The organism is Amycolatopsis thailandensis, assembly GCF_042723255.1.
Taxonomy (GTDB): domain Bacteria; phylum Actinomycetota; class Actinomycetes; order Mycobacteriales; family Pseudonocardiaceae; genus Amycolatopsis; species Amycolatopsis thailandensis.
Genome location: NZ_JBHXJK010000104.1, coordinates 1 through 21,931, shown reverse-complemented (window position 1 = coordinate 21,931; position 21,931 = coordinate 1). Strand labels below are relative to the sequence as shown.

Sequence of the window (21,931 nt, the reverse complement as noted above, 5' to 3'; positions counted from 1 at the left end):
TACCTGTTTTTGCGTTCCTTTTTTTTGCCTGTTTGTGGTTTTCTTTTTGTGGTGTTTTTTTATACTGTGGGTTAGAACCCTCTTTATCACTCACGACCCCTTCGCAAAGCTACGCAAAGTACCCAAAACGGGCGTTCCAGCTGGCAGGGGTGTCGCATGTGGACGACCGAAGTCGCGATCCACTCCCGCAGGCGGGTTCAGGTCGGGTCGCGAAAGCCCTGCTCGGCAGGAGACTCGATCACGCCACCTTTGCCTTTCCTCTCATTTAACGCGGGAAGCGACCGGTACCGAGAGCGAAGTCCCGCCCAGTTCGAAGGTCACCCGGGCGCCGGGCGCGGGCAGCGCCGGGTCGAACATGTCCGCGTCCGTCCCGCCCAGCACGAGCGCCAGCCGGTGCCCGGCGGGCACGACGTGGTCGAGGCTGCTCAGCCGGAACGTCATCGTGTACGCCTTGCCGGGTTCCAGCGGCTCGCCCCGCCACAGCGACCGATGGTGGCCGAGGTCCGCCCAGCCGGTCGCCACGATCTGCTTGTCCACGGTGGTCGGATCCGCGACGGTGTCGAGAAAACATCCGGTGTCCGCGGCCGTTCCGGCGCCCCAGCAGGACCGGGTCGTCAGGTCCTTGGTGCCCAGCGCGGGGAATTTCGTGTTCCGCACGGTCGCGGGCCCGTAGTCGACCAGCACCGCCCCGAGTCGCGCGCTCGGCTTGTCGGAACGGGCGGTCACCGTCACCGTGGCGGTCCCGGCGATCCGGGTGTCCGCGCGCACGGGCTCACCCGCGAAGACAAGACGATCCGGCCTGGTCCGCGACGGGTCCTCCACCCACTGGGACGCCCCGCGCGCCGGGTCTTCGGTCACCGAAGCCGCGCCTGGCGAAGGCCTGTTCCCCAGCCCACCCGACGCCGAAGGCCACAAGGCGCGCGAGTGCCCGGCGGGCGGCCAGCGGCGTTCGTCGGCCCATCGGTCCGGAGTGTGCTCGATCCGGATCGCGGGTTCGGTCTCGACGCCGTTGCGCACGCCGAGCAGCCACCGGTCGAACCAGCGGTGCAGCGTCCGCACGAACAGCGACCGGTCGAGGTCGAACGGGTCGACGTGCGCCGCCTGGTGCAGCCACGCCTTGCGCGGCACGCCGTACGCGTTCAGAGCTTCCCACCAGGGCCCGAACTGGATCGGGTTGACGTTCAGATCGTGGAAGCCCATAGACGCGAAAACGCTTGCGCGCACCTTCCCGGTCTTCGCGACGTAGTCCAGCCCGCGCCAGTAGTCGTTGAAGTTCCCGTCCGTGCCCGCGCGCCGCGCGTTGTCCTCCTCGAACGGCCGGCACAGCTTCTCAGCCCGCTCGTTGTAGAGACCCGGGCCGCCCGCCCAGCCGAAGTACGCGCCGTCCGCGTTGTGCACCTCGTAGTACGAACTGACCCCGGCGATCGGCACGATCGTCTTCAAACCCTCGATCCCGGACGCGGCCATCCCGATCGCCGTCGCCCCGTCCTGCGACTTCCCGATCGCGCCGACCGACCCGTTCGCCCAGCCCGCGCGGACCCGCTCCGGCCCGAACGGGGTCCGGAAAGCCTGAGCGCGCCCGTTGAGCCAGTTCACGACCCCGTTGCCGGAGGCGACGTCGTCGAAACACCCGGACGAGCGATTGGTGCCCCCGACGTCGACCAGCACGACGGCGTACCCGCGCGGTACGAAGTAGTTGTCGTAAAACAGTGGGAACTGCGACGGCGTGCCGTCGGGAAGGTAGGTCTTCGGCTGGCGCTCGTTCCCGCGCCCGATCTTCTCGAAGTAGGGACTGACGTCCATGATCACCGGAACGCGTTGCCCGCGCGCGGCCGGTTCGGCCGGACGGATGATGTCGGCGGCGACCCGGTCCACCCGGCCGTCGCGGTCGAGGTCCTGGCCGGTCTCCACCCAGGCGGTCTCCCGGATGGCCTTCTCGTAGGAGAACACCGGTTCGCTGACACCGTCCCGCAGGACGAACGCGGGTGGCGCGGCGATCGCCGGTGCGGCGGTGAGCGACAACATCGCCACGACGGTGGCGGTCAAGGTCTTCAGCCCCATCGTCCGAGTATCGCTTACAGAACCCGAACATTTCCCCCACATTCCTCGTATCCGCCCGCGCGAGGCTCTTCGCATGCTGAAACACACCATCGCCGCCGGCCTCGTCGCGGCCGGGCTCGTCGCCATCGCCCCCGCCGCCTCGGCCCAGGCCCCGATCACGCTCAGCCCCGAAGAGTCCCAGCAGCTGTGCACCGAATGGTTGCCCAAACTCACCGAGCGCACCACGAAGCTCACCGACCGCGTCAACGGCGGCCCCGAGATCCGCGGTTCCGTCGCGAACCTCAAGGCCAGGGCCGAGGACCAGCGCAAGAAGGGCCACAACGACACCGCCGACAGGCTCCAGAAGCGCGCCGACAAGCGCGGCGGACGGCTCCCCGAACTCACCGCCGCGAAGCAGAAACTGGACGCTTTCGCGGGCGCCCACTGCAAGGCGGGCAAGTGAAGCGCCTCCTCGCCGTGGCCCTGACCTCGCTCGCGCTGTTCGGCGCGGCCGCGTGCACCGACGAGAAGCCGACGTCGAGCCCGGCGCCGGGCGAGCTGAGCGACGTCCAGCGCACCCTCGACTCGATCGAGCAGGACATGGCCGGCGACCCGGCCCCGTGACAGGATCTGCCGGTGACGACACAACCGGGACGCGGGCTGGTGCTGGTCGTCGAGGACGACCCCGCGATCGCCGAGCTCGCCTCGCTGTACCTGCGGCGGGACGGGTTCGGCGTGCAGGTCGAGGCGGACGGCGGCGCGGCGCTGGCCACGATCCGGCGGGTGCGACCGGTCGCGATCGTGCTCGACATCGGACTGTCCGGAATGGACGGTATCGAGATCTGCCGGACGCTGCGCGCGGACGGCGACTGGACGCCGGTGCTGTTCGTGACGGCCCGCGACGACGAGCTGGACCGCTTGCTGGGCCTGGAGATCGGCGCGGACGACTACCTGACGAAACCGTTCAGCCCGCGTGAGCTCTCGGCAAGGGTCCGGACCGTCCTGCGCCGCGCCGCCGGAGCGGCACCGCCCGCCGAGACGTACACGGTGGGCGGTGTCCGCGTCGACGTCGGCCAGCGCCGCGTCTGGGCCGCCGAAACGGAGGTCGCGCTGACGTCGACCGAGTTCGATCTGCTCACCCACCTGGTGAAACGGCCCGGCCAGGTGTTCAGCCGCAAGCAGCTGCTCAGCTCCGTCTGGGGGTACGCGGCGTCGGCGGGAACGCGGACCGTCGACGTCCACATCGCCCAGCTGCGTGGAAAACTGGGCGGCCACAGTCCGATCAGGACGGTCCGCGGGATCGGTTACGCGGCGGACGCCGGATGAAACGGACGTCGCTCGCGCTGCGGATCACCGTGGTGTGCCTGGCGATCGCCGCGGTCGCGGTGGTGGTCGCCGGGCTCGTCGCGGCCCGGCTCATCCGCACCACCGGGACCGACGTGCTCCGGCAGTCGCTCTCGGCGCAGGCCGACGTGGTCGCGAGCCAGCTCGACGAGACCGGGATCGGGAACCGGCTCGGCATCGGCAAGGCCGCGGAAGTCGTTCGCGGGCAAGGGATCGACGTCGTCGTCCGCCGTCCGAACGGGACGCTCGACGGCGCCGGGACGGTGGCGTCGATCGCCGCCACCAAGGCGGAGTTCGGCCGCTCGGGCACGGTGCTCGTCGAAGGCCAGCAGTATCTCGTCGAAGGCCGCGCTGTCGGCGCGAAGGGCGCCGCGTTCGCGCTCGTCCAATCGACCAAGCTCGGTGAAGCGCGTGGGCGGATGCTGGTGCGGAACACCGTGCTCGCCCTCGGCGCGGGACTGGCCGTGGCCGCGATCGCGGGCCTGGTGCTGAGCCGGATGCTGTCCCGGCCGCTGCGGCGGGCCGCGTCGGTGGCGAGCGGGATGCGGTCCGGACGCCGTGACCTGCGCGTTCCGGTCGAAGGGCCGTCCGAGGTCGCGGACGTGGCGAAGTCGGTCAACGAACTCGCCGACGCGCTCCAGTACAGCGAAGCGCGGCAACGCGAGTTCCTGCTGTCGGTGTCGCACGAACTGCGGACGCCGCTGACCGCCGTCACCGGCTTCGCCGAGGCCATCGGCGACGGCGTGGCCGAAGGCGAGGACGCGCGGCGGGCCGGGCAGACCATCCACCGCGAGGCGGCCCGGCTGGAACGCCTGGTCAGCGACCTGCTGGAGCTGGCGAGACTCGGCGCCGACGAGTTCCGGCTCGATCCGGCACGTCTCGACCTCGCCGCGCTGGTCGGCGAATGCGCCGACGTCTGGCGCCTGCGATGTGCCCAGCAGAACGTCACGCTGCTGGTGGAGCGGCCGGACGGAGAGGTCCCCGTCATCGCCGATCCAAGGCGGCTCCGCCAGGTCGTCGACGGGCTGGCCGAGAACGCGCTGCGAGTGACTCCGGCGGGCGCGCCGATCGTGTTCTCCCTGGTGGCGGCCGACGGGCAGGCGAGGCTGGCGGTCCGGGACGGTGGCCCCGGCCTGGCACCGGAGGACTACCCGGTCGCGTTCGAACGCGGTGTCCTGAACAAGCGCTACCGCGACAGCCGTCTGGTCGGCTCGGGCATCGGGCTCGCGCTGGCCCACGGCCTGGTCACCCGCATGGGCGGGACGCTGACGGCCGGTCCGGCGCCGGAAGGCGGAGCGGCGTTCACCGTCGCCTTCCGGTTAGGGTGATCACGTGGAGATGTTGCACCTGCGGTACTTCGTGGCCGTCGCCGAGGAACTGAACTTCTCCCAGGCGGCCCGGAAACTGCATATGGCCGCCTCCCCGCTGAGCCAGCGGATCAAGGACCTCGAACACGAGCTCGGGCACCGGCTGTTCGACCGCAGCACCCACCACGTCACCCTCACCGCGGCGGGCTCCGCGCTGCTGCCGATCGCGCGGGACGTCCTCGACCAGGTCAACGCGATTCCCTGGCGCTTGCAGGAAGCGGTGAAACCGCGGCGGAGCACCGTGTTCGTCGGCATGCCCGCCGGCGTGCACCCGGCCCTGCGGGAACGCGTCAAACGGCTCGAAGAACGCTGTCACGACCGGTTCGAACTCAAACGCTGGCCCGGGACGACGCCGGATCTCCTCGCCGCGGTGCACGAGGGCAAACTCGCGCTGTCGCTGGTCCGGATGCCGGTCACCGATCCCGCGCTGGAGATCATCCCGGTGCAGGTCGAGCGGCTCGGCGCCGTCGTCCCGGCGGACCGGTTCACCGGTCGGGAAACGGTGAACATCGCCGAATTGGGCGATCTGTCCTACATCCCGTCCGCGTCGGAAAGCATTCCCGCCTATTCGGACGACATGGACCGGAAATTGTCGAACGCGGGTATCAAGAAAAGGCTCAAAGTCGGCGGAACCGAGTATTCGGGCATTTCCGAACTGGTCGCGAACGGCTCGTCGTTCTCGATCACGATGCTCGATCCGGCCAGCCCGATGCACCTGTTCCTGGTCGACGGCGCGACCATCCTGCCGTTCGCGGATTTCCAGCCTCAGCTGGAGACCGCTCTCGTGTGGCGACGCGACCGCGCGGAGGACGGCGACCTGGCCGAGCTCGTCGCCGGGGTCCGCGAGATCTTCGCCGAACCGCTCTCGACGTGACGCTGTCGCGAGTCGGCGCAGGTCGGTGGGGCGAAGGTGTTGCGAAAGTGGCTTTCGCGACGTTTGAGGAACGCTCGCCCGCCCCGATTCGAGCACCAAGAATGGTATGACCACCGCGGTCATACCATTCTTCGTTTCTTGATCATTCCCTTTCCCGCTATTCGCGCCTAACTTCGGTTGTAGAGCGAACAACGGCGAAAGGAAGCAAAATGACGGAACACGCTACCGGACCGCTGGACGGCGTTCGCGTGATCGACCTCTCGACGGTCGTCATGGGCCCGTACGCCGCGCAGATCCTCGGCGACCTCGGCGCCGACGTGATCAAGATCGAGTCCCCCGCCGACACCGTGCGGGTGGGCAAGTTCCGCACGACGCCGGGGATGACGCCGCTCAACCTGAACGTGAACCGCAACAAGCGCAGCGTCGCCCTCAACCTCAAGGACGAGGAGCAGCGCGAGCAGGCGCTCAAGCTGATCGACACCGCCGACGTGCTGATCACGAACATGCGACCGGGCGCGCTGAGCAGGCTCGGCATGAACTACGCCGACGTCGCCGCGCGGAACCCCGGCCTGGTCTACGCCCACGCGCAGGGTTTCCGCGGCGACTCCGACCGCGCGGGCCACGCCGCCTACGACGAGACCGTGCAGGCGTCGTCCGGCCTGGTCGACGTCGCGAACCGCGCGCTGGGCAAGCCGGTCTACCTGCCGACGATCATCGGCGACAAGGTCTCCTCCCTGACCATCGCGTACACCGTCCTCGCGGCGCTGGTGCACCGCGACAAGACCGGCGAGGGCCAGCGGGTGGAGATCCCGATGACCGACACGTTGATCGCGTTCAACCTGGTCGAGCACCTGGCCGGGCACGTGTTCGAGCCCGCGGAGAGCCCGACCGGTTTCGGCCCGTCGATGAACCCCGGGCACCAGGCCGTGCACACCAAGGACGGCATGGCCTGCGTGATCCCGTACAACCCGCGGAACTTCCGCGACTTCTTCCACGCCGCCGGACGGCCGGAACTGGCCGAGGACCCGCGGGTCAACGGCGACGCGATCGACGGCGCCGACCACGAGGCGCTCGCCGGGATGATCGCCGAGTGCGCCCCGGCGCTGACCACCGAAGAGTGGACCGAGGTCTGCGCGAAGTACAGCATCCCGATGGCGCCGGTCCTCGAACTGGACAAAGCGCACGACGACGAATACGTCCGCGACGGCCACCTGCTCGACGTCGTCGAGCACCCGAGCGAGGGCTCTATCCGCACCATCGGCATCCCGGTGAAGTTCTCCGCGACCCCCGGTTCGGTCCGGCGCCTGGCTCCCCTGCCGGGCCAGGACACCGAAGACGTCCTGCGCGAACTCGCCACCACCCGCTGAGGAAAGAACCATGAGCACCAACGAAGTACGGACAGAACGGGTCGGCACCACGCTGCTGATCACGATCGACCGGCCGCGGGCCCGCAACGCGGTGAACGCCGCCGTCGCGGCGGGCCTGGCGGAAGCTCTCGACCTTCTGGAAACCGATCCCGGCCTGCGAGCCGGCGTCCTGACCGGCGCGGACGGCTCGTTCAGCGCCGGAATGGACCTCAAGGCGGCACTGCAGGGCGAGTCGCCGGAGATCCCCGGCCGCGGGTTCGGTGGGCTGACCGAGGCCGAGCTGTCGAAGCCGCTGATCGCGGCCGTCGAAGGCTGGGCCATGGGCGGCGGGTTCGAACTGGCGCTGGGCTGCGATCTGATCGTCGCCGCCAAGGACGCGAAGTTCGGGCTGCCAGAGGTGAAGCGCGGGCTGATCGCCGCCGGTGGTGGCGTGATCCGGCTGCCGAAGCGGATCCCGCATCACCTGGCGATGGAGTTCCTGCTCACCGGCGAGCCGATCGGCGCCGGGCGTGCCGGAGAGCTGGGGCTGGTGAACCGGGTCGTCCCGAGCGGCGAGGCCGCCGCCGTCGCCCTGCAACTGGCCGACCAGATCGCCGCCAACGCTCCCCTGGCGCTGGCCCTGGTCAAGAAGATCGTCCGCGCCGCCGACGGCGTCCCGGCCGCGCAAGCGTTTGCCTCCCAGCGTTCGGCGATGCCGGCGCTGATGAAGTCGGCCGACGTCCGCGAGGGCATGCAGGCCTTCGCCGAGCGCCGCGCTCCCAACTGGACCGGTGAGTGAAATGAAGCAGCAAGAAGTCCTCCGGCACGTGACCACCCCGCTCACGAACCCGGCGTACGCGCCGGTGGTGCCCAGGTTCACGAACCGCGAGTACCTGAACATCGTCTACCGCACCGACGCCGACGCCCTGCGCGCCGTCGTCCCGGAGCCCCTGGAAATCGACGAGCCGCTGGTGCGGTTCGAGGTGATGAAGATGGGCGACGTCAGCGGCTACGGGCCCTACACCGAGTCCGGCCAGGCGATCCCGGTGAGCTTCGAGGGCGAGCGCGGCGAGTACCTGCACGCGATGTACCTCGACAACTTCCCGGCCACCGCGTCCGGCCGCGAGATCAGCGCCTACCCGAAGACCATCGGCTCACCGAGGCTGTTCGCCGAGAACGGCGCGCTCGTCGGGACGCTCGACTACGGCAGCCAGCGGGTCGCCACCGCGACCATGGGCTACAAGCACCACCGGCTGGACGTCCGCGAGGCCGAAGCGCAGATCACCGTGCCGACGTTCATGCTCAAGACCATCCCGGACTACGACGGTTCGCCCCGGGTCTTCGAACTGGTCCGCACCGAGATCACCGACGTGGTGGTCAAGGAAGCGTGGACCGGACCGGCTCGGCTGCAACTGTTCCAGCACGTCCTGGCCCCGCTCGCCGATCTTCCGGTGCTGGAGGTCGTCTCCGCGAGCCACATCCTCACCGACCTGACGCTCGCCCCGGTCAAGCCGGTCTTCGACTACTTGAAGGGAGCACGGTCATGACTTTTCGCACCGCCGCGGTGATCGGCGCGGGCACGATCGGCCTGTCGTGGACGGCGCTGTTCGCCGCGCACGAGATGGAGGTCTGGGTCTCGGACCCGCGGCCGGACCTCGCCGACGCCGTCGCCGTCGCACTGGAGGCGTTCGCCCCGCATCTCGGCCGGGACGTCGCGGACCTCGCCCCTCGCGTCCACCTCGCCGCCGACGTCACCGAAGCCGTCCGGCACGCGGATGTCGTGCAGGAGAACGGACCCGAGAGCGTCGACTTCAAAAAGGACCTGTTCGCGACCCTGGTCCGCGAGGCGCCGTCGCACGCGCTGCTGCTCAGCTCGTCTTCGGCGATTCCCTCGACGGCGTTCGCGACCGACCTCGACGACGCGTCGCGAGTCCTGATCGGACACCCGTTCAACCCGCCGCACCTGATCCCGCTGGTCGAGGTCGTACCGGGTGAGCGCACCAGCGCCGAGTCGGTGGACCGCGCCGTCGAGTTCTACCGGTTCGTCGGCCGCACGCCGGTGGTGGAGCGCAAGGAGATCCCCGGCTTCGTCGGAAACCGGCTCCAGAACGCGCTGAGCCGCGAGGCGATCTACCTGGTGGAACAGGGTGTCGTGTCACCGTCCGAACTGGACGCGGTGATGACCAACTCGCTCGGCATCCGCTGGTCGACCGTCGGACCGTTCCTCGGCTCGCATCTGGGCGGCGGCCCCGGCGGTTACCGGCACATGGCCGAGCACATCGGCAAGTCGATGAAAAAGATGTGGGCCGGCCTGGGCCAGCCCTCGCAGTCCCCGGAAGAACAAGAACGGCTCATCGAAGCCGTGGAATCCGCTTACGGCTCCTCCACGTACTCGGAACTCGCCGAGACGCGCGACCGCAAGCAGCTCGCGGTGCTGTCCGCTTTGGACATCACCGCCGCCAAGGAGGAGAACTGACATGGATGACCAGCTGACCGCCGACTTCTACGACTACGAAGCCCTGCTGCCCGAAGAGGAGCGCAAGCTGCTGCTCAAGGCGCGCGACTTCATGCGCACCGACGTCAAGCCGCTCGTGAACGAGAACTGGGCCAAGGGCGAGTTCCCGCACGAGCTCGTCGGCAAGTTCCGCGAACTCGGCCTCGCCGGGCTGCCCTACGAGGGTTACGGCGAGCACCTCCCGGCCACCAGCCACCTGCTCAGCGGCATGATGGCGATGGAGATGACCCGCACGGACCCGTCCGTGGCGACGTTCTTCGGTGTCCACAACGGACTCGCGATGTACAGCATCTACTCCGGCGGCGACCAGGAGCAGCGCGACCGCTGGCTCCCGTCGATGGCGGCGATGGACAAGATCGGCGCTTTCGCGATGACCGAGCCGCTCGGCGGTTCCGACGTCGCGGGCGGCATGCGCACCACTGCCAAGAGGGACGGCGACACCTGGATCCTCAACGGCGCCAAGAAGTGGATCGGCAACGCGACCTTCGCCGACCTGGTCATCGTGTGGGCCCGCGACGAGGACGACAACAACGTCAAGGGTTTCGTGGTCGAGAAGGACTCGCCCGGATTCGTCCCGGTGAAGATCGAGAACAAGTTCGCGTTCCGGATCGTGGAGAACGCGGAGATCACGCTGACCGACGTCCGGGTGCCGGAGGCCAACCGGTTGCAGGGCATCGACTCCTTCCGCGACGTCGCCGAGATCCTGCGCGCGACCCGGGGCGGGGTGGCCTGGCAGGCGCTGGGTGTGATGATCGGCGCGTACGAACTCGCGCTGGACTACGCCAAGGAGCGCAAGCAGTTCGGCCGTCCGATCGCCCGGTTCCAACTGGTGCAGGACCTGCTGGTGAAGAGCCTCGGCAACATCACCGCGTCGTGGGGCATGCTGGTGCAGCTCGCCCGGTTGCAGGACGCCGGGATCTTCAAGGACGAGCACTCGTCGCTGGCGAAGGCTTTCGTGACCTCGCGGATGCGGGAGGTCGTCGCCTGGGGCCGGGAGATCTTCGGTGGCAACGGGATCGTGCTGGACAACGACATCATGCGGTTCTTCACCGACGCCGAGGCGATCTACTCGTTCGAAGGCACCCGGGAGATGAACACGCTGATCGTCGGGAAGGCCATCACCGGCCAGAGCGCCTTCGTGTGATCTGACGGTCTGTCCGTGAAGGCCTCCTTCACTACCTTGAGGGTAGGGAAGGAGGCCTTCACGGACTCGCGTCAGCGGTACTTGGTGCCACAGGTGTCTTGGGAACCGGAGGAGAAGCCGTCGCGGAAGGCGGCGACCCTGGCGAAACCGGCCGGGAGCGTCCGGCCCCGGACGTCCGCCGCGATCAGGCTGTTCCGGGTCAGCATCTCGGCGATGGCCTCGTCGAGGTCACCTGGTGACAACGTCAGCGCCCCGCCGTCCACGAGGGTCGAAGCCCAGTAGCCGGTGAGGCACGCCGTGCGCTGTGCGGCCACCGGTCCGTCGAGCCGGAACCCGCCTTCCTGCTGGACGGCGAGGGTGTAGCGCGACGCGACCTCGGCGAACGCGGCGAAGTCACCGATGCCGCCCTGCCGCCCCTTGCGCGGCGGTGTCCCGATGCGGACGAGCCCGTCGAGGTCGAGGTTGATCTGATTGGACTCCGAGCAGTAGGACGCGAGCGCCTCCTCCGCCGTCACGCCGCACGCCGCTCCGGTGGTGAGCGTCGGCGGGGTCGCCGCGAGCCGGAAGGCCTGCCTGAGGCTGGTAGTCAGGTCGGCCAGGGCCTCACGGTCGTCGAGGCGGACGTTCACCGCCGCCGCTCGTTCGTTCGCCGCGGCCGATCCGAAGCCGCCTTGGGTACTGCGGCCCTCGATCTCCCGCTCGTCGATCATCGCGCAGCGGGCTGGCCCGTCGGTGAAACCGAACTGGAACGCGGAAACCCGGTCGAAGGCGTTGCCGTGCGCGCCGTCGTCGGAAAAGGCGACCCCGGCGGAGTCGCGGATCTGGAACAGCGCGGTGAGCACCTCGTTGAGCCCGCGGCCGGTGGAGACCTGGAACATCGGCGACCTGCCCTCGGCGACCCAGCGGAAGTAAGCCCCGGTGTAGCAATCGGCCTGCTGTTCCTTGACGATCGACGGCGTCGCGGCCGGCAGTCCGAGCCGGAACTGGACGGCGTGGCCGATCTCGTGCGCGAGCACGGCCATGAGAGCCGCCGGGCCGAGGGAGTCGTTGAGCATCGGCAGCAGTTCCCCGCGATCCCACGCGACGACGTCTTCTCCCGCGCAGTAGAAGGCGTTCACCAGTCCGGCCGTCGAGGCTCCGCAGATCTCACGGCCAGGCCCCGCCGAATCGTACGAAGCGAGGTTGGCCAACGGCCGGAAATCGCGGTTGAAGACCGCCGGCAGGTGCTCCCGCCAATACCGCTGGACGTCGGCGACGGCGTTCGCCGCGAGCCTGTCGATCTCACCGCCGTCCCCGCCGTCGACAGGGAGAGCGGCGTCGAGCACGTCGGGCTTGAGACCACTCGGGCCGTCGGTGACCTCGAGCCCGGCGACGCGGGTGGGGTCCACCGGTTGTGCCGCTCCCCCTACCGTTGCGGCACAACCGGTGAGGAACAGAGACAGGCTCGCCACGATCGCCCAGCCGGACCGACGCTTCATCACACCATTCCCGTCTCTGTCGTCTGTCAACCGAAGAAGAGCGAACTGACCGTGTTGTCGAAGCCGAGCTTCGCGAGATCCTTGACATCACCGTCGATGACGAGCGACTTGCCCTTGCAGTCCTTTTCGGACCACAGCTTGAGCGAACCGGAGGCGGAGACCGACGACGTCACGTCCTGGCGGGCGACGTTCTGGCAGCCCTTGCCCGCGAGCCCCTGCGACGGCTCGTCGTCACTGAAGTTCTTGCCGTCGAACAGGATCGCGCTGGACGCGGGCTTCTGCGGAGACGTGCTCTCTTCCGGCCGCCCGTTCTGCGCCTTCTGGCCGTTCGGCGCGAGCCCGAACCACGTTCCGCCGACGCCCTGTCCGAGCGTGTCGCCCGGCTTGGTGTCCTTCGCGAACCGGTAGGCGGGCCAGCCGCCGACGGTCAGCTGCAAGGTCCCGTCGTCGCGCTTGACCGTGCCGACGGCGGATTTCCTGATCCCCGCGAGGAAAACCTTGCTTCCGGGCGTGACCAGCACCGGCGGCCAGGTCTTGGCGCAGTCGCCGTCGCAGGTCGACTTCGACGGCTTGGCGGTGTCCTTGTCGAAGCGGTACAACGTCAATTCCGCGCCGTTGACGACCACCGGATCGAGGTTCCCCGCCTTGGCCGCCTTGAGCTGCACCCATTTGCGGGCGACGCTCTGCTCCGCGGTGTTGGGCGTGCCGTCGGATCCCGTCGCCCAGTCACCGGTCTTGGGCTGCGCGTTGTTGGCCTTCGCGGTCCCGCTGAGAAAGGACAACTCGGTGGCGGCCTGCTCGACCGACGCGGATTCCTTTCGCGGCGCGGATTCCTGTGTGCCACAGGCCGCGAGCGACAACGCCCCGGCGGTGGCGAACACGGCGATCGACACGGCCTTCTTGCCGAGCTTTTGCTTGCTGAGCACGATTCCTTCTCCCTGCACCCTGGGTTCCGGACTGTCCGGAACTCCCCTACGCCGTCGACACGGACAGCGGCGGGATGCGGTTCAAAAGAATCTTGGAAAAGTTCCAGGGCGGCCGAACGCCGCATTCAGAGGACTAAACGCGGCGGGCTCAGTTGACGCAGCCGACCGACGCGGGCGGCTTGGAAGACGAGGAGGACGCGGTGGACGACGAAGGCGGGGCGGCGGCGGACGAGGTCGCCGCCACCGGCTTGACCCCGATTCCCCCGGTCGGCTCTCCCACCGCGGCGACGGTCGTCGACGTCAGCGCGGCCTTCACGAACGCCTTCACCTGGGCCGGATCCACCTTCACCGCGTCGCCGTCGGACGGCGTCGGCAGGGAAAGGCTCTGGACCGGGATCGTCTGGAAATGGAGCGCTCCCGAGCTCATGCCTCGCAGCTGCTGCGCGAAGTTCAGCACCTCCCAGCCGCGGTCGAGCACGACCGAACCCTGGATCGCGCCGATCAGCGCGCTCAGCCTGGTGGGATCGGTGAACGTCCCGGCGTCGAGGACGGTTTTGGCCATGCTCGAAAGGAACGCCTGTTGCCGCGCGATGCGGTCGAGGTCGCTGGGCAGCCCGTGCCGCTGCCGCACGAAGGCGAGCGCCTGCGGGCCGGAGAGCAGCTGCTTGCCCGCGGGGAACGAAGCCCCGGAGAACTTGTCCTGCACCGGTTCGTTGAGGCAGACCTCGACGCCGCCGACGGCTTCGCTCAGCGCGGAGAACCCGGCGAGGTTGACCGCCGCGTAGTGGTTGATCGACAGCCCGGTGAACTGCTCGATCGTCTGGATGGTGAGTTTGGCGCCCGCCTCGTTGGCCTTGACCTCGAGCTGCGGGCCGCTCAGTCCCTGTGCGCGCAGGGAGCTCATCGCGGCGTTCTTGCCGCGGCTGTACGCCGAGTTGATCTTGTGCTTGCCGAAACCGCCCGCGATGTCCACATAGGAATCACGCGGGATGGAGATGGCCGTCGCGGCGGCGCCGCCCGCCGGGATGTGGACCACGATCATGGTGTCGGTGGTGTCACCGCCGTCGTCGCCGCTTCCGGCGTGCAACGTGTCGAGGACGTTCTGCGGCAACGGATTCCCGTTGGTGTCGGTCCGCGAGTCGATGCCCACGAGCAGGATGTTCTGCGCCACCCGCAGCGGCTCGCCCGCCGGGCTGTCGGGCACCTGCGCGGACGGCGCGATCACGTCGGCCGTGACGATCCCCGCGTCCAAACGGCTCAACTGGGTCCACGCGTAGCCCGTGGCCCCCAGTACCGCCGCCGACACCAGGCCCAGTGCGACACGGCCGCCGATCCGCCGTCCTCGCGACGTGAGCAGCACGACCTTCTCCCCGCTTTCGTGAATGATCCCCCGTGTTCGAGGATCACCGCGTTAGCTGGGAATTAGCTGAGAAACTTGTCATGAACGGGTCTTAAAGCCCGATCGGCCCAGCCGAAGTGACCAAGCAGACAACCGATCGCGACACCGTGTGCCGGGATGATCGCTCAGCGCTTCCTAGCGTGGCATCCGGCGCCAGATCGCCCGCGGCACCACGCGCATCACCGCGAACACGAGCCTCAGGAGCCCCGGCACCCACACCGTTTCCCGGCGCTTCCCCAGTGCCGCGACCGTCGCGTCGGCGACCTGATCGGGTGTGCTCGAGAACGGCGCGGGCGACATGCCCTCGGTCATCCGGCCGATCACGAAGCCGGGCCGGACGAGCAGGAGGTGCACGCCGGTGCCGTGCAACGCGTCGGCCAGGCCGCTCGCGAAACCGTCGAGGCCCGCTTTCGCCGATCCGTAGACGTAGTTCGCCCGCCGGACCCGCACCCCGGCGACCGACGAGAACACCACGAGGCTTCCGCTTCCTTGCTCACGAAGCACATTGGCCACCTGAGTCAGCACACTCACGTGAGCCACATAGTCGGTGTGCACGATCGCGACGGCGTGCCCGGCATCGGCTTCGGCCCGCGCCTGGTCGCCGAGGATCCCGAAAGCGGTGACGACGACGTCCAGCGGACCGTGTTCCGCGACGACCTTGTCCAGGAAAGGACCGTGCCCGGCGAGGTCGTCGGCGTCGAACTCGACGACGCCGACCTTCTCCGCCCCCGCGGCCCGCAGTCGCTCGGACTCCGCGCCGAGGTCCGCGCTCCGCCGCGCGGCCAGCACGATCTCGCGCGCCCCGCCCTTGGCGAGCCGCTCCGCCACCGCGAGGCCGATCTCGCTCCGTCCGCCCAGTACCAGCACCGTTCCGCTCACCCGCCGCAGTCTGCCAGGCGCGAGCGGACCGTCCACGAGTGGCACGGTTCACAAACTGCAATTTTGCAGTATCTGCATCTTTAGGCGTATCGTCTTGCTCATGCCCGAACCCGTCAAAGGCCTCCGCGAGCGCAAACGGCTGGAAACCCACCGCGCGCTGGCGACCACCGCCGTCCGGCTCGTCGCCGAACGCGGTCTGGACAACGTGACGGTCGAGGACATCAGCGCGGCGGCGGGGGTTTCGCCGCGGACGTTCTTCAACTACTTCCCGTCCAAAGAGGACGCTGTCGTCATCGCGCACGCCGACAACGCCGAGCGGTCACAGCGCATCATCGAGAAATTCCTTGCCACGCCGAAGGAAGTCAGCACCCCGCGTGCCTTCGTGGACGCGTTGAAAGAGGACTTCGCCCAAGTCGACGAGAACCGCGAAGAATGGCTCGGCCGGATGAAGGCGATCCATGACAACCCCACCCTGCATTCACGCGCGGTGGCGATGAACCACGACACGGTCGCGCCGACGATCGAGGCGATCGCGCGTCGTACCGGGCTCGACCCCGAGGCCGATCTGTACCCGACGTTGCTGTTGTCCACGCTCGGCGGCGTCATCAACGCGGCGCTCAGGCACTGGTATCAGCACGACGGCCGGGTGTCCGCGCTCGCGCTGCTGGACGAAGCCGTCGAATTGCTTCTCGCCGGGCTCCCCGAGCCCGGCGGCCGCGCGCGCTGACGCGCCCGGCCTCACCGGAACACGAAGGGGGACACCCATGTCCGTATCCACGACCGAACCACGAGAACCGGAGGCCCCGGCGGGCTCGATGGGCCGCAAACAGGTCCTCGAAGCGATGTCGGGGCTGATGATGGGCATGTTCGTCGCCATCCTCGCCTCGACGGTGGTCGCGAACGCGCTGCCGCGCATCGTCTCCGAACTGGGCGGCTCGCAGGCCTCCTACACCTGGGTGGTCACCACCGAACTGCTCGCGATGACCGCGACGGTTCCGCTCTGGGGCAAGCTTTCCGATCTGTACAACAAGAAACTGCTGATCCAGCTCTCGCTCGGGCTGTTCGTGGTCGGCTCGCTGGTGGCCGGGTTCGCGGGCAACATCGAACTCCTGATCGCCAGCCGGGTCGCGCAGGGCATCGGCGCGGGCGGGCTCACCGCGCTCGCGCAGGTGATCATGGCCGCCATCGTCTCGCCGCGGGAACTCGGCAAGTACTCGGGGATCTTCGGCGCCGTGTTCGCAGTCGGGACCATCGCCGGCCCGCTGATCGGCGGCGTCATGGTGGACACCTCCTGGCTCGGCTGGCGCTGGTGCTTCTTCCTGGGTGTCCCGTTCGCGGTCGCGGCGATCCTGCTGCTGCAACGCACCCTGAAACTGCCGACGATCCGGCGTGACGTGAAGGTCGACTATCTCGGCGCGTTCCTGATCATGGCGGGCGTCTCGACCCTGCTGGTCTGGTCCTCGCTGGCCGGGCACCAGTTCGCGTGGGGCTCGTGGTGGACCGTCGGCCTGGTGACGGCCGGTGTGGTCATCCTCGCCCTCGCCGTCTACGTCGAATCGAAGGTGGCCGAGCCGATCCTCCCGCTGGGCCTGTTCCGCAACCGCACGGTCAGCCTGACCACCCTCGCGAGCTTCCTGGTCGGTGTCGCGATGTTCGGCGGGACCGTGTTCCTGTCGCAGTACTTCCAGCTGTCGCTCGGCAAGTCGCCGACGGTGGCCGGGCTGCTGAGCCTGCCGATGATCTTCGGCATCCTCGTGTCCTCCACGGTCTCGGGCCAGCTGATCAGCCGGACCGGCAAGTGGAAGAGCCACCTGCTGCTCGGCGCGACCCTGATGACCGTCGGCCTCGCCCTGCTGGGCACGCTCGACTCGAAGACGAACCTCGTCGTGCTCGGCGCGTACATGGTCGTCCTGGGAGTCGGCGTCGGCATGCTGATGCAGAACCTGGTCCTGGTGTCGCAGAACGACGTCGACGCGCACGACCTCGGCACGGCGACCTCGACGCTGTCGTTCTTCCGCAGCCTCGGCGGCTCGATCGGGGTGAGCGCGCTGGGCGCGGTGCTGGCGAACCGGGTCACCGCGCTGATCACCGAGGACCTCGGACCGCTGCCCGGTGGCGGCGAAGGCGGCGCGGTGCCGAACATCGCCACGCTGCCCGAACCGGTCGCGAACGTCGTCCGCGACGCCTACGGGGAAGCGACCAGCGAGCTGTTCCTGATCAGCGCGCCGATCGCGCTGCTGGTCATCGTCGCCGTCGCCTTCCTCAAGCACAAGCCGCTCAAGACCCAGTCGGGCAACGAGCGGCTGGCCGAGGAGACGGCCGCCGACGCCGTCGCCTGACCCACCACGAGAGAGGGGCCCGGTTCGCCGAACCGGGCCCCTCTTTTCGCGCGCGCCAAAACCCCGGGGGAATTCAGTCGCGTGATCGAGTGGTTTTCAGGCGGCGTTGCCGACGCGAGTCAGACGACGCCGCTCATCACTGGTCAGCCCGCCGAAAACGCCATGGGCCAGCCCGTTGTCCACGGCATAGGCCAGGCACGCCGAAACGATCGGGCACCGGGCGCAAACGGCCTTCGCCCTGGCGGCCTGCCGGGCGCCGGGACCGGTTTCGGTGACCGGAAAGAACAGTTCGGGATCCTCACCGCGGCAAGCGGCCTCACCCAGGTCACCCACAATCCTCGGTTCCATTTTCCTATCACCTCCTTGTTTTCCGATTTTCCCTTCCGCGTCAAACGACTTCCGCTCGCCGCCGGGTATCCACCCAGGTACGGGCCGCAAACATCACCTTCACCGAATCGTTACACTCAGCGGCTCGCTCGCTGCACCTGTTCTGGTGAGGGCATTCGCGTCAGGCGGCTGAGAGCGGTGAGTGCGGGTGATGGGCCACGACGGGTTCGACGAGTTCTTCCACGCCGAATTTCCGCTGCTCACCGGCTTCTTGTGCAAGGCGGGGTTCGCGCTCGACCCGGCGCGGGACGCGGCCGCGGAAGCGATGCTCAACGCCTACGAGGACTGGCGGACCATCACCCAGCCGAAGTCTTGGGTCCGCCGGGTCGGGCACCGGAGGGCGAAGGAGCAGACCGCGGTCCGGGCCGACTGGGCCTTCGCCGACGCCGGCCGCGAGGACAAACTCACCGTTCTCGCCGCCGAGTCGTCCTCCGTCCTGACCACGCTGGGGCGGCTGCCGAAACGCCAGCAGCTCGGCATGGCCTGGGCGCTGGACGGCTTCACGCCCCGGGAGATCGCCAGGATCCTCGGAATCGCGGACGATTCGGTGAGCGCGACCTTGCGGCACGCGCGGGACCGGCTGGAGGAGCACGACCCGGAGTCCGCCGACCGCCTGGACAGCGCCAACGACGCCTTCATCGACGCGCTGCGCGTCGGGCTCGACAGCGAAGACACCCTGACCCGGATCAAGAACCGCGCGATGATCCGGGAACTCTCGCTGGTCGAGCCGGGCGCCCCCGCCGAGGCGGAGCCCGAGCAGGTGACACCGTCCCACTGGTACACCCTCGACGAACCCGTCGCGGCCGCCGGACGCGGTGACCGGCGGGCGCTGAACCACCTGCTGACCACCATCCGCCCGCTCGTGATCCGCTACTGCCGGGCGCGGATCGGCAGACAGGAGCGGACCTACGTCTCGGCCGACGACGTCGCGCAGGAGGTCTGTGTGGCGATTCTCCGGGCCCTGCCCACCTATCGCGAACGAGGACGGCCCTTTCTCGCTTTCGTCTACGGCATCGCCCAGCACAAGGTCGCCGACGCCCGCCGGGCCGCCGCCCGCAACCGCTCCGAACCCGTCGCCGAGATCCCCGACGGGATTTCGGATTCCGCCGGTCCGGAGCAACACGCGCTGCACAACGAATTGAGTGACCGAATGGGTGAACTGCTACGAATCCTGCCGGACAAGCAGCGGGAAATCGTCGTGTTGCGGATCGTCGTCGGTCTGTCGGCGGAAGAGACCGCCGGGGTGGTCGGATCGACGGCGGGCGCCGTTCGCGTTGCGCAGCACCGGGCTTTGGGACGGCTTCGCAAGATCCTCGCGGAGGAATGAACCATTCACGGATGCCTGATCGTTACGCCGTTTTCGTAACGTCCGGCCTTCTTGGCGCGCGCGAAAATCGCACACGACGAGACGTAACACGGGAATACGTCACACCGATCTCCACGCGAAGACAGGCGAAAGGATCATCGTGACCACTCCCTCCCCGTACCCCTATCAAGCGGCACCCGTAGCCGCGCCTCCGCGTAACGGGTTGGGCACCGCGGGGTTCGTTCTCGGACTCGTCGGGCTGCTGTTCTCCCCGATTCCGTTCATCGGCGTCATCGCCTGGCCGCTCGTCATCGTCGGGCTCATTCTCGCCGGGGTCGGTTACTCCAGGGCGAAAAGCGGCGCCGCGACCAACAAAGGCCTCGCACTGACCGGCATCATCTTGTCCGCGGTCGGCCTCGTCATCTGCATTCTGTGGACCGTCATGTTCAGCAAGGCCGTCGTGGACGCGGCGAACTCGCTGCCGACGGCACCGCCGTCCGCACCTGGCACATCGCTGGGCAACGAAGCGGGAGCACCCGTGCAGGAGCCCGCCAAAGAGCAGGCCGGCGAGCACACCGTGGTCTACCGGGTGACCGGGACCGGCGGCGCGAAAGCGGGCAACATCACCTACACGACCGACGGGATGACCACCACCAACCAGGAAGCCAACGTCAAGCTCCCCTGGGAGAAGACGATCAAGCTGCCCGGCGGCAAGTCTCTGCAAATGGTGAGCATCCTGGCGCAAGGCAGCGGCAAGGGCGCCATCAAGGTGACCATCGAGGTCGACGGCAAGCTCATCAAGGAATCGAGCGCCGAAGAGTACGGCATCGCGCAGGCCAACGAGAACATCGGCTCACTGGGCAACTGAACGGACGGTGCGAGCCCCTCGAACCGCGAGGGGCTCGCACCGCGCGAGTCACGGGCGGCAGCGTTTGGCGGTCGCCGCGGCCTTGGTCAGTTCCGGGGAGTCCAGTACGGCCTTGACCGGGTCGAGCGCGCCGTGCGCGTCTTTCTGGGCGGCCATCAGCCCGTCGACGGCACGGGCTTGCGCGGCCGTGTCGCTCCTTTTGGCCGCGTCCAGATCCGCCTTCGCCTTCGCGACCTTGTCGCGCGCCGCGGTGTACTTCCCGAGGAAGTCCGCCTTGGCGGTGTCCGCGGCGGGGACCGGCGCGGGAGGCAGCGCGCCGAGACCGTCGACCGTCTTGCCCAGGATGGACGCGTAGTGCCCGAGCTGGTCACTGGTGCTCTTCGTGATCGCCTCGACGGTGTCGCCACCGGCCGCGGGCATCTTGTTGTTGCCGTCGATGAAATCCTTGACGGCACCGCAGAACCCGTTCATCCACGCCACCGTGGCGGCCGGGTCGGCGGCGGATGACGAGGGCGCCACGGGCGCCGGCGGCATCGCCCGCGGCGCCGGCTCCGGAGCGCAGCCGGTCAGGGCCAACGCGATTCCGACCGCGGCCAGTGCTTTCTTGACGGCAAACATGTCCGTTCCCCTCTCTTTCCGGCACGTGTTCCGGCCGGCGCGAGGACTTTGACACGGTGGAACGGGCGCGGTCTGCGTCATCTGACTCAGAACCGGCGCCCCGCGCTCGAATTCGTAACGTTCGAGGCACGGCGGCCGGAGGGCGTAACGGGGTGCGGGCAGACGGCGAGTACCGCATTACCCCTGTTCGCTTAGAGGGCACCCAGCCGAAGAGGTAGCACCATGGCCATCAAGATCATCGCAGCGCGGCTCGAAGGCGGGAAGTTCCACGAGAGCATCACGAAACTGCGCTGGGTGAACCCCGGCAGCGGTGAGACCGGTGAGAGTTTCGTGTCCGCGATCGTGGCGTGGCTCGAGGACGACGACGGGAAGGCCTATGTGGATGAGGGGATCCACCGGGTGGCCGTGGAGATCATCAAACCGACCTTCGGCCCGAAATTCCTCCGCACCCGGGCGGACGGGATCTGGAAGAACAACCTCTTGGAGCTTCCCCGATTCTGAGGAATTCGCCCGCAATGGACCATTGGGGAATCCCGATGATCCCTTGCCCTTCGCACGGCGCGCGGAGGTTTTGCCCGGCAAAGCTCCAGGCAGTGGGCCGGATCGGGCTCGAACCGACGGCCAAGGGATTAGGACTCCCCTGCTCTGACGCGTCATCGAGTGTCGGGCGGTATCCGGGCGCGTCGGGCCCTGCTTCGGCAACGGAGCCCACTCGGAGACGACGTGCCGGTCCATTCCGCTGCTTCTGGGACTGCCCACTGCTGCTCACCGTCTGCGAACACCACTGGACCGTGGAGGGCAGTGACCGCTGGTTATTGAGGGGTAAGGCAAAGGTGGCATGTGCCTGGCCTGCCCACCTGCCGGTTTCGGATGTTACGAAAGCCACGTTAGCAACGCTCAACGTTGCGAACGTGGCTTTCGCAACACCGCCGACCCTCCGCCGCCCACAAGGCCCGCAGTACCCGCAAGACCTGTGGTGAAGGGGACTTTCCGCTCATGCGATGAGAGGAAAGTCCCCTTCACCACACTCATGTCTCCCGAACGCAAAGTCCGTGAAGGCCTCCTTGAGGGACCCAGGGTCCCTCAAGGAGGCCTTCACGG

General features: G+C 68.4%; 22 protein-coding genes and 1 tRNA gene. 15 read left to right on the top strand and 8 right to left on the bottom strand.

What is annotated here, in order from left to right; all coding sequences use genetic code 11:
* Positions 1–261 precede the first annotated feature (261 nt).
* Positions 262–2,061: a CocE/NonD family hydrolase gene (locus ACFWMR_RS31555; RefSeq protein ID WP_378381017.1), complete on the bottom strand. Its 1,800-nt coding sequence runs from the start codon at positions 2,059–2,061 to the stop codon at positions 262–264.
* Positions 2,062–2,134: 73 nt separating this feature from the next.
* Between ACFWMR_RS31555 and ACFWMR_RS31550 the strand changes: the two genes are divergently transcribed.
* From ACFWMR_RS31550 to ACFWMR_RS31505, 10 genes are all read left to right on the top strand, one after another.
* Positions 2,135–2,503 carry a hypothetical protein gene (locus tag ACFWMR_RS31550; RefSeq protein ID WP_093935709.1) on the top strand — a complete coding sequence of 123 codons (369 nt, stop codon included), beginning with the start codon at positions 2,135–2,137 and terminating at the stop codon, positions 2,501–2,503.
* Positions 2,500–2,664: a hypothetical protein gene (locus ACFWMR_RS31545; RefSeq protein WP_167406223.1), complete on the top strand. Its 165-nt coding sequence runs from the start codon at positions 2,500–2,502 to the stop codon at positions 2,662–2,664. Before ACFWMR_RS31550 ends, ACFWMR_RS31545 begins: the two co-directional genes overlap by 4 nt.
* 12 nt (positions 2,665–2,676) lie before the next feature.
* Entirely contained in the window at positions 2,677–3,366 is a 690-nt protein-coding gene (locus ACFWMR_RS31540) for a response regulator transcription factor (protein ID WP_378381016.1), read from the top strand.
* Positions 3,363–4,712 carry a HAMP domain-containing sensor histidine kinase gene (locus tag ACFWMR_RS31535; RefSeq protein ID WP_378381015.1) on the top strand — a complete coding sequence of 450 codons (1,350 nt, stop codon included), beginning with the start codon at positions 3,363–3,365 and terminating at the stop codon, positions 4,710–4,712. The genes ACFWMR_RS31540 and ACFWMR_RS31535 overlap by 4 nt, the downstream gene beginning before the upstream one ends.
* A gap of 4 nt (positions 4,713–4,716) precedes the next feature.
* Positions 4,717–5,625, top strand: a complete 909-nt coding sequence (locus ACFWMR_RS31530; RefSeq protein WP_378381014.1) for a LysR family transcriptional regulator — start codon at positions 4,717–4,719, stop codon at positions 5,623–5,625.
* Between the two features lie 209 nt (positions 5,626–5,834).
* Positions 5,835–6,992 carry a CaiB/BaiF CoA transferase family protein gene (locus tag ACFWMR_RS31525; protein WP_378278859.1) on the top strand — a complete coding sequence of 386 codons (1,158 nt, stop codon included), beginning with the start codon at positions 5,835–5,837 and terminating at the stop codon, positions 6,990–6,992.
* Between the two features lie 10 nt (positions 6,993–7,002).
* Positions 7,003–7,770, top strand: coding sequence for a crotonase/enoyl-CoA hydratase family protein (locus tag ACFWMR_RS31520; protein ID WP_378381013.1), 768 nt, complete (start codon positions 7,003–7,005; stop codon positions 7,768–7,770).
* Between the two features lies 1 nt (position 7,771).
* The gene (locus ACFWMR_RS31515) at positions 7,772–8,518 is read left to right on the top strand and encodes an acetoacetate decarboxylase (protein ID WP_093933293.1); all 747 of its coding nucleotides are present in this window, start codon (positions 7,772–7,774) and stop codon (positions 8,516–8,518) included.
* Complete coding sequence (locus ACFWMR_RS31510; RefSeq protein WP_378381012.1) at positions 8,515–9,447, top strand: 3-hydroxyacyl-CoA dehydrogenase NAD-binding domain-containing protein; 933 nt, start codon at positions 8,515–8,517, stop codon at positions 9,445–9,447. The genes ACFWMR_RS31515 and ACFWMR_RS31510 overlap by 4 nt, the downstream gene beginning before the upstream one ends.
* A gap of 1 nt (position 9,448) precedes the next feature.
* Complete coding sequence (locus tag ACFWMR_RS31505) at positions 9,449–10,630, top strand: acyl-CoA dehydrogenase family protein (protein WP_378381011.1); 1,182 nt, start codon at positions 9,449–9,451, stop codon at positions 10,628–10,630.
* 71 nt (positions 10,631–10,701) lie between these two features.
* On the opposite strand, the gene ACFWMR_RS31500 is transcribed toward ACFWMR_RS31505, so the two are convergent.
* From ACFWMR_RS31500 to ACFWMR_RS31485, 4 genes are all read right to left on the bottom strand, one after another.
* Complete coding sequence (locus tag ACFWMR_RS31500; RefSeq protein ID WP_378381010.1) at positions 10,702–12,108, bottom strand: neutral zinc metallopeptidase; 1,407 nt, start codon at positions 12,106–12,108, stop codon at positions 10,702–10,704.
* Positions 12,109–12,134: 26 nt separating this feature from the next.
* A complete protein-coding gene (locus tag ACFWMR_RS31495; RefSeq protein WP_378381009.1) occupies positions 12,135–13,034 on the bottom strand; it encodes a hypothetical protein in 900 nt (299 codons plus the stop codon).
* 148 nt (positions 13,035–13,182) lie between these two features.
* Complete coding sequence (locus ACFWMR_RS31490; RefSeq protein WP_378381008.1) at positions 13,183–14,394, bottom strand: LCP family protein; 1,212 nt, start codon at positions 14,392–14,394, stop codon at positions 13,183–13,185.
* 174 nt (positions 14,395–14,568) lie between these two features.
* The gene (locus ACFWMR_RS31485; RefSeq protein WP_378381007.1) at positions 14,569–15,312 is read right to left on the bottom strand and encodes an SDR family NAD(P)-dependent oxidoreductase; all 744 of its coding nucleotides are present in this window, start codon (positions 15,310–15,312) and stop codon (positions 14,569–14,571) included.
* Positions 15,313–15,412: 100 nt separating this feature from the next.
* On the opposite strand from ACFWMR_RS31485, the gene ACFWMR_RS31480 reads away from it, so the two are divergent.
* The gene (locus ACFWMR_RS31480) at positions 15,413–16,039 is read left to right on the top strand and encodes an acyl-CoA-like ligand-binding transcription factor (protein ID WP_378381006.1); all 627 of its coding nucleotides are present in this window, start codon (positions 15,413–15,415) and stop codon (positions 16,037–16,039) included.
* 37 nt (positions 16,040–16,076) lie between these two features.
* Positions 16,077–17,651 (top strand): MDR family MFS transporter, encoded by a 1,575-nt coding sequence (locus ACFWMR_RS31475; RefSeq protein ID WP_378381005.1) that lies wholly within the window; start codon positions 16,077–16,079, stop codon positions 17,649–17,651.
* Positions 17,652–17,747: 96 nt separating this feature from the next.
* On the opposite strand, the gene ACFWMR_RS31470 is transcribed toward ACFWMR_RS31475, so the two are convergent.
* Entirely contained in the window at positions 17,748–17,999 is a 252-nt protein-coding gene (locus ACFWMR_RS31470; RefSeq protein ID WP_093933284.1) for a WhiB family transcriptional regulator, read from the bottom strand.
* Between the two features lie 190 nt (positions 18,000–18,189).
* Here ACFWMR_RS31470 and shbA point away from each other — a divergent pair, with 190 nt between their 5' ends.
* Together shbA and ACFWMR_RS31460 are read left to right on the top strand one after the other, a co-directional pair.
* The gene (shbA, locus tag ACFWMR_RS31465; RefSeq protein WP_378381023.1) at positions 18,190–19,365 is read left to right on the top strand and encodes an RNA polymerase sigma factor ShbA; all 1,176 of its coding nucleotides are present in this window, start codon (positions 18,190–18,192) and stop codon (positions 19,363–19,365) included.
* A 139-nt stretch (positions 19,366–19,504) separates the two neighbouring features.
* Positions 19,505–20,212 carry a DUF4190 domain-containing protein gene (locus ACFWMR_RS31460; protein ID WP_093933282.1) on the top strand — a complete coding sequence of 236 codons (708 nt, stop codon included), beginning with the start codon at positions 19,505–19,507 and terminating at the stop codon, positions 20,210–20,212.
* 48 nt (positions 20,213–20,260) lie between these two features.
* Here ACFWMR_RS31460 and ACFWMR_RS31455 read toward each other — a convergent pair whose 3' ends face one another.
* On the bottom strand, positions 20,261–20,830 hold the full coding sequence (locus ACFWMR_RS31455) for a hypothetical protein (RefSeq protein WP_378381004.1): 570 nt from the start codon (positions 20,828–20,830) through the stop codon (positions 20,261–20,263).
* 222 nt (positions 20,831–21,052) lie between these two features.
* On the opposite strand from ACFWMR_RS31455, the gene ACFWMR_RS31450 reads away from it, so the two are divergent.
* Positions 21,053–21,331, top strand: a complete 279-nt coding sequence (locus tag ACFWMR_RS31450) for a DUF3892 domain-containing protein (protein ID WP_016332568.1) — start codon at positions 21,053–21,055, stop codon at positions 21,329–21,331.
* Between the two features lie 93 nt (positions 21,332–21,424).
* Here the strand turns inward: ACFWMR_RS31450 and ACFWMR_RS31445 are convergent.
* A tRNA-Arg gene (locus ACFWMR_RS31445) sits at positions 21,425–21,542 on the bottom strand.
* Positions 21,543–21,931 lie beyond the last annotated feature (389 nt).

What these genes read in the sequence shown, in the direction of transcription:
- ACFWMR_RS31470 (WP_093933284.1), bottom strand. Translation starts at nt 17,999, where the DNA reads ATGGAACCGAGGATTGTGGGTGACCTGGGTGAGGCCGCTTGCCGCGGT.
- ACFWMR_RS31480 (WP_378381006.1), top strand. Translation starts at nt 15,413, where the DNA reads ATGCCCGAACCCGTCAAAGGCCTCCGCGAGCGCAAACGGCTGGAAACC.
- ACFWMR_RS31505 (WP_378381011.1), top strand. Translation starts at nt 9,449, where the DNA reads ATGGATGACCAGCTGACCGCCGACTTCTACGACTACGAAGCCCTGCTG.
- ACFWMR_RS31525 (WP_378278859.1), top strand. Translation starts at nt 5,835, where the DNA reads ATGACGGAACACGCTACCGGACCGCTGGACGGCGTTCGCGTGATCGAC.
- ACFWMR_RS31550 (WP_093935709.1), top strand. Translation starts at nt 2,135, where the DNA reads ATGCTGAAACACACCATCGCCGCCGGCCTCGTCGCGGCCGGGCTCGTC.
- ACFWMR_RS31500 (WP_378381010.1), bottom strand. Translation starts at nt 12,108, where the DNA reads ATGAAGCGTCGGTCCGGCTGGGCGATCGTGGCGAGCCTGTCTCTGTTC.
- shbA (WP_378381023.1), top strand. Translation starts at nt 18,190, where the DNA reads ATGGGCCACGACGGGTTCGACGAGTTCTTCCACGCCGAATTTCCGCTG.
- ACFWMR_RS31455 (WP_378381004.1), bottom strand. Translation starts at nt 20,830, where the DNA reads ATGTTTGCCGTCAAGAAAGCACTGGCCGCGGTCGGAATCGCGTTGGCC.
- ACFWMR_RS31510 (WP_378381012.1), top strand. Translation starts at nt 8,515, where the DNA reads ATGACTTTTCGCACCGCCGCGGTGATCGGCGCGGGCACGATCGGCCTG.
- ACFWMR_RS31515 (WP_093933293.1), top strand. Translation starts at nt 7,772, where the DNA reads ATGAAGCAGCAAGAAGTCCTCCGGCACGTGACCACCCCGCTCACGAAC.
- ACFWMR_RS31450 (WP_016332568.1), top strand. Translation starts at nt 21,053, where the DNA reads ATGGCCATCAAGATCATCGCAGCGCGGCTCGAAGGCGGGAAGTTCCAC.
- ACFWMR_RS31520 (WP_378381013.1), top strand. Translation starts at nt 7,003, where the DNA reads ATGAGCACCAACGAAGTACGGACAGAACGGGTCGGCACCACGCTGCTG.
- ACFWMR_RS31535 (WP_378381015.1), top strand. Translation starts at nt 3,363, where the DNA reads ATGAAACGGACGTCGCTCGCGCTGCGGATCACCGTGGTGTGCCTGGCG.
- ACFWMR_RS31475 (WP_378381005.1), top strand. Translation starts at nt 16,077, where the DNA reads ATGTCCGTATCCACGACCGAACCACGAGAACCGGAGGCCCCGGCGGGC.
- ACFWMR_RS31555 (WP_378381017.1), bottom strand. Translation starts at nt 2,061, where the DNA reads ATGGGGCTGAAGACCTTGACCGCCACCGTCGTGGCGATGTTGTCGCTC.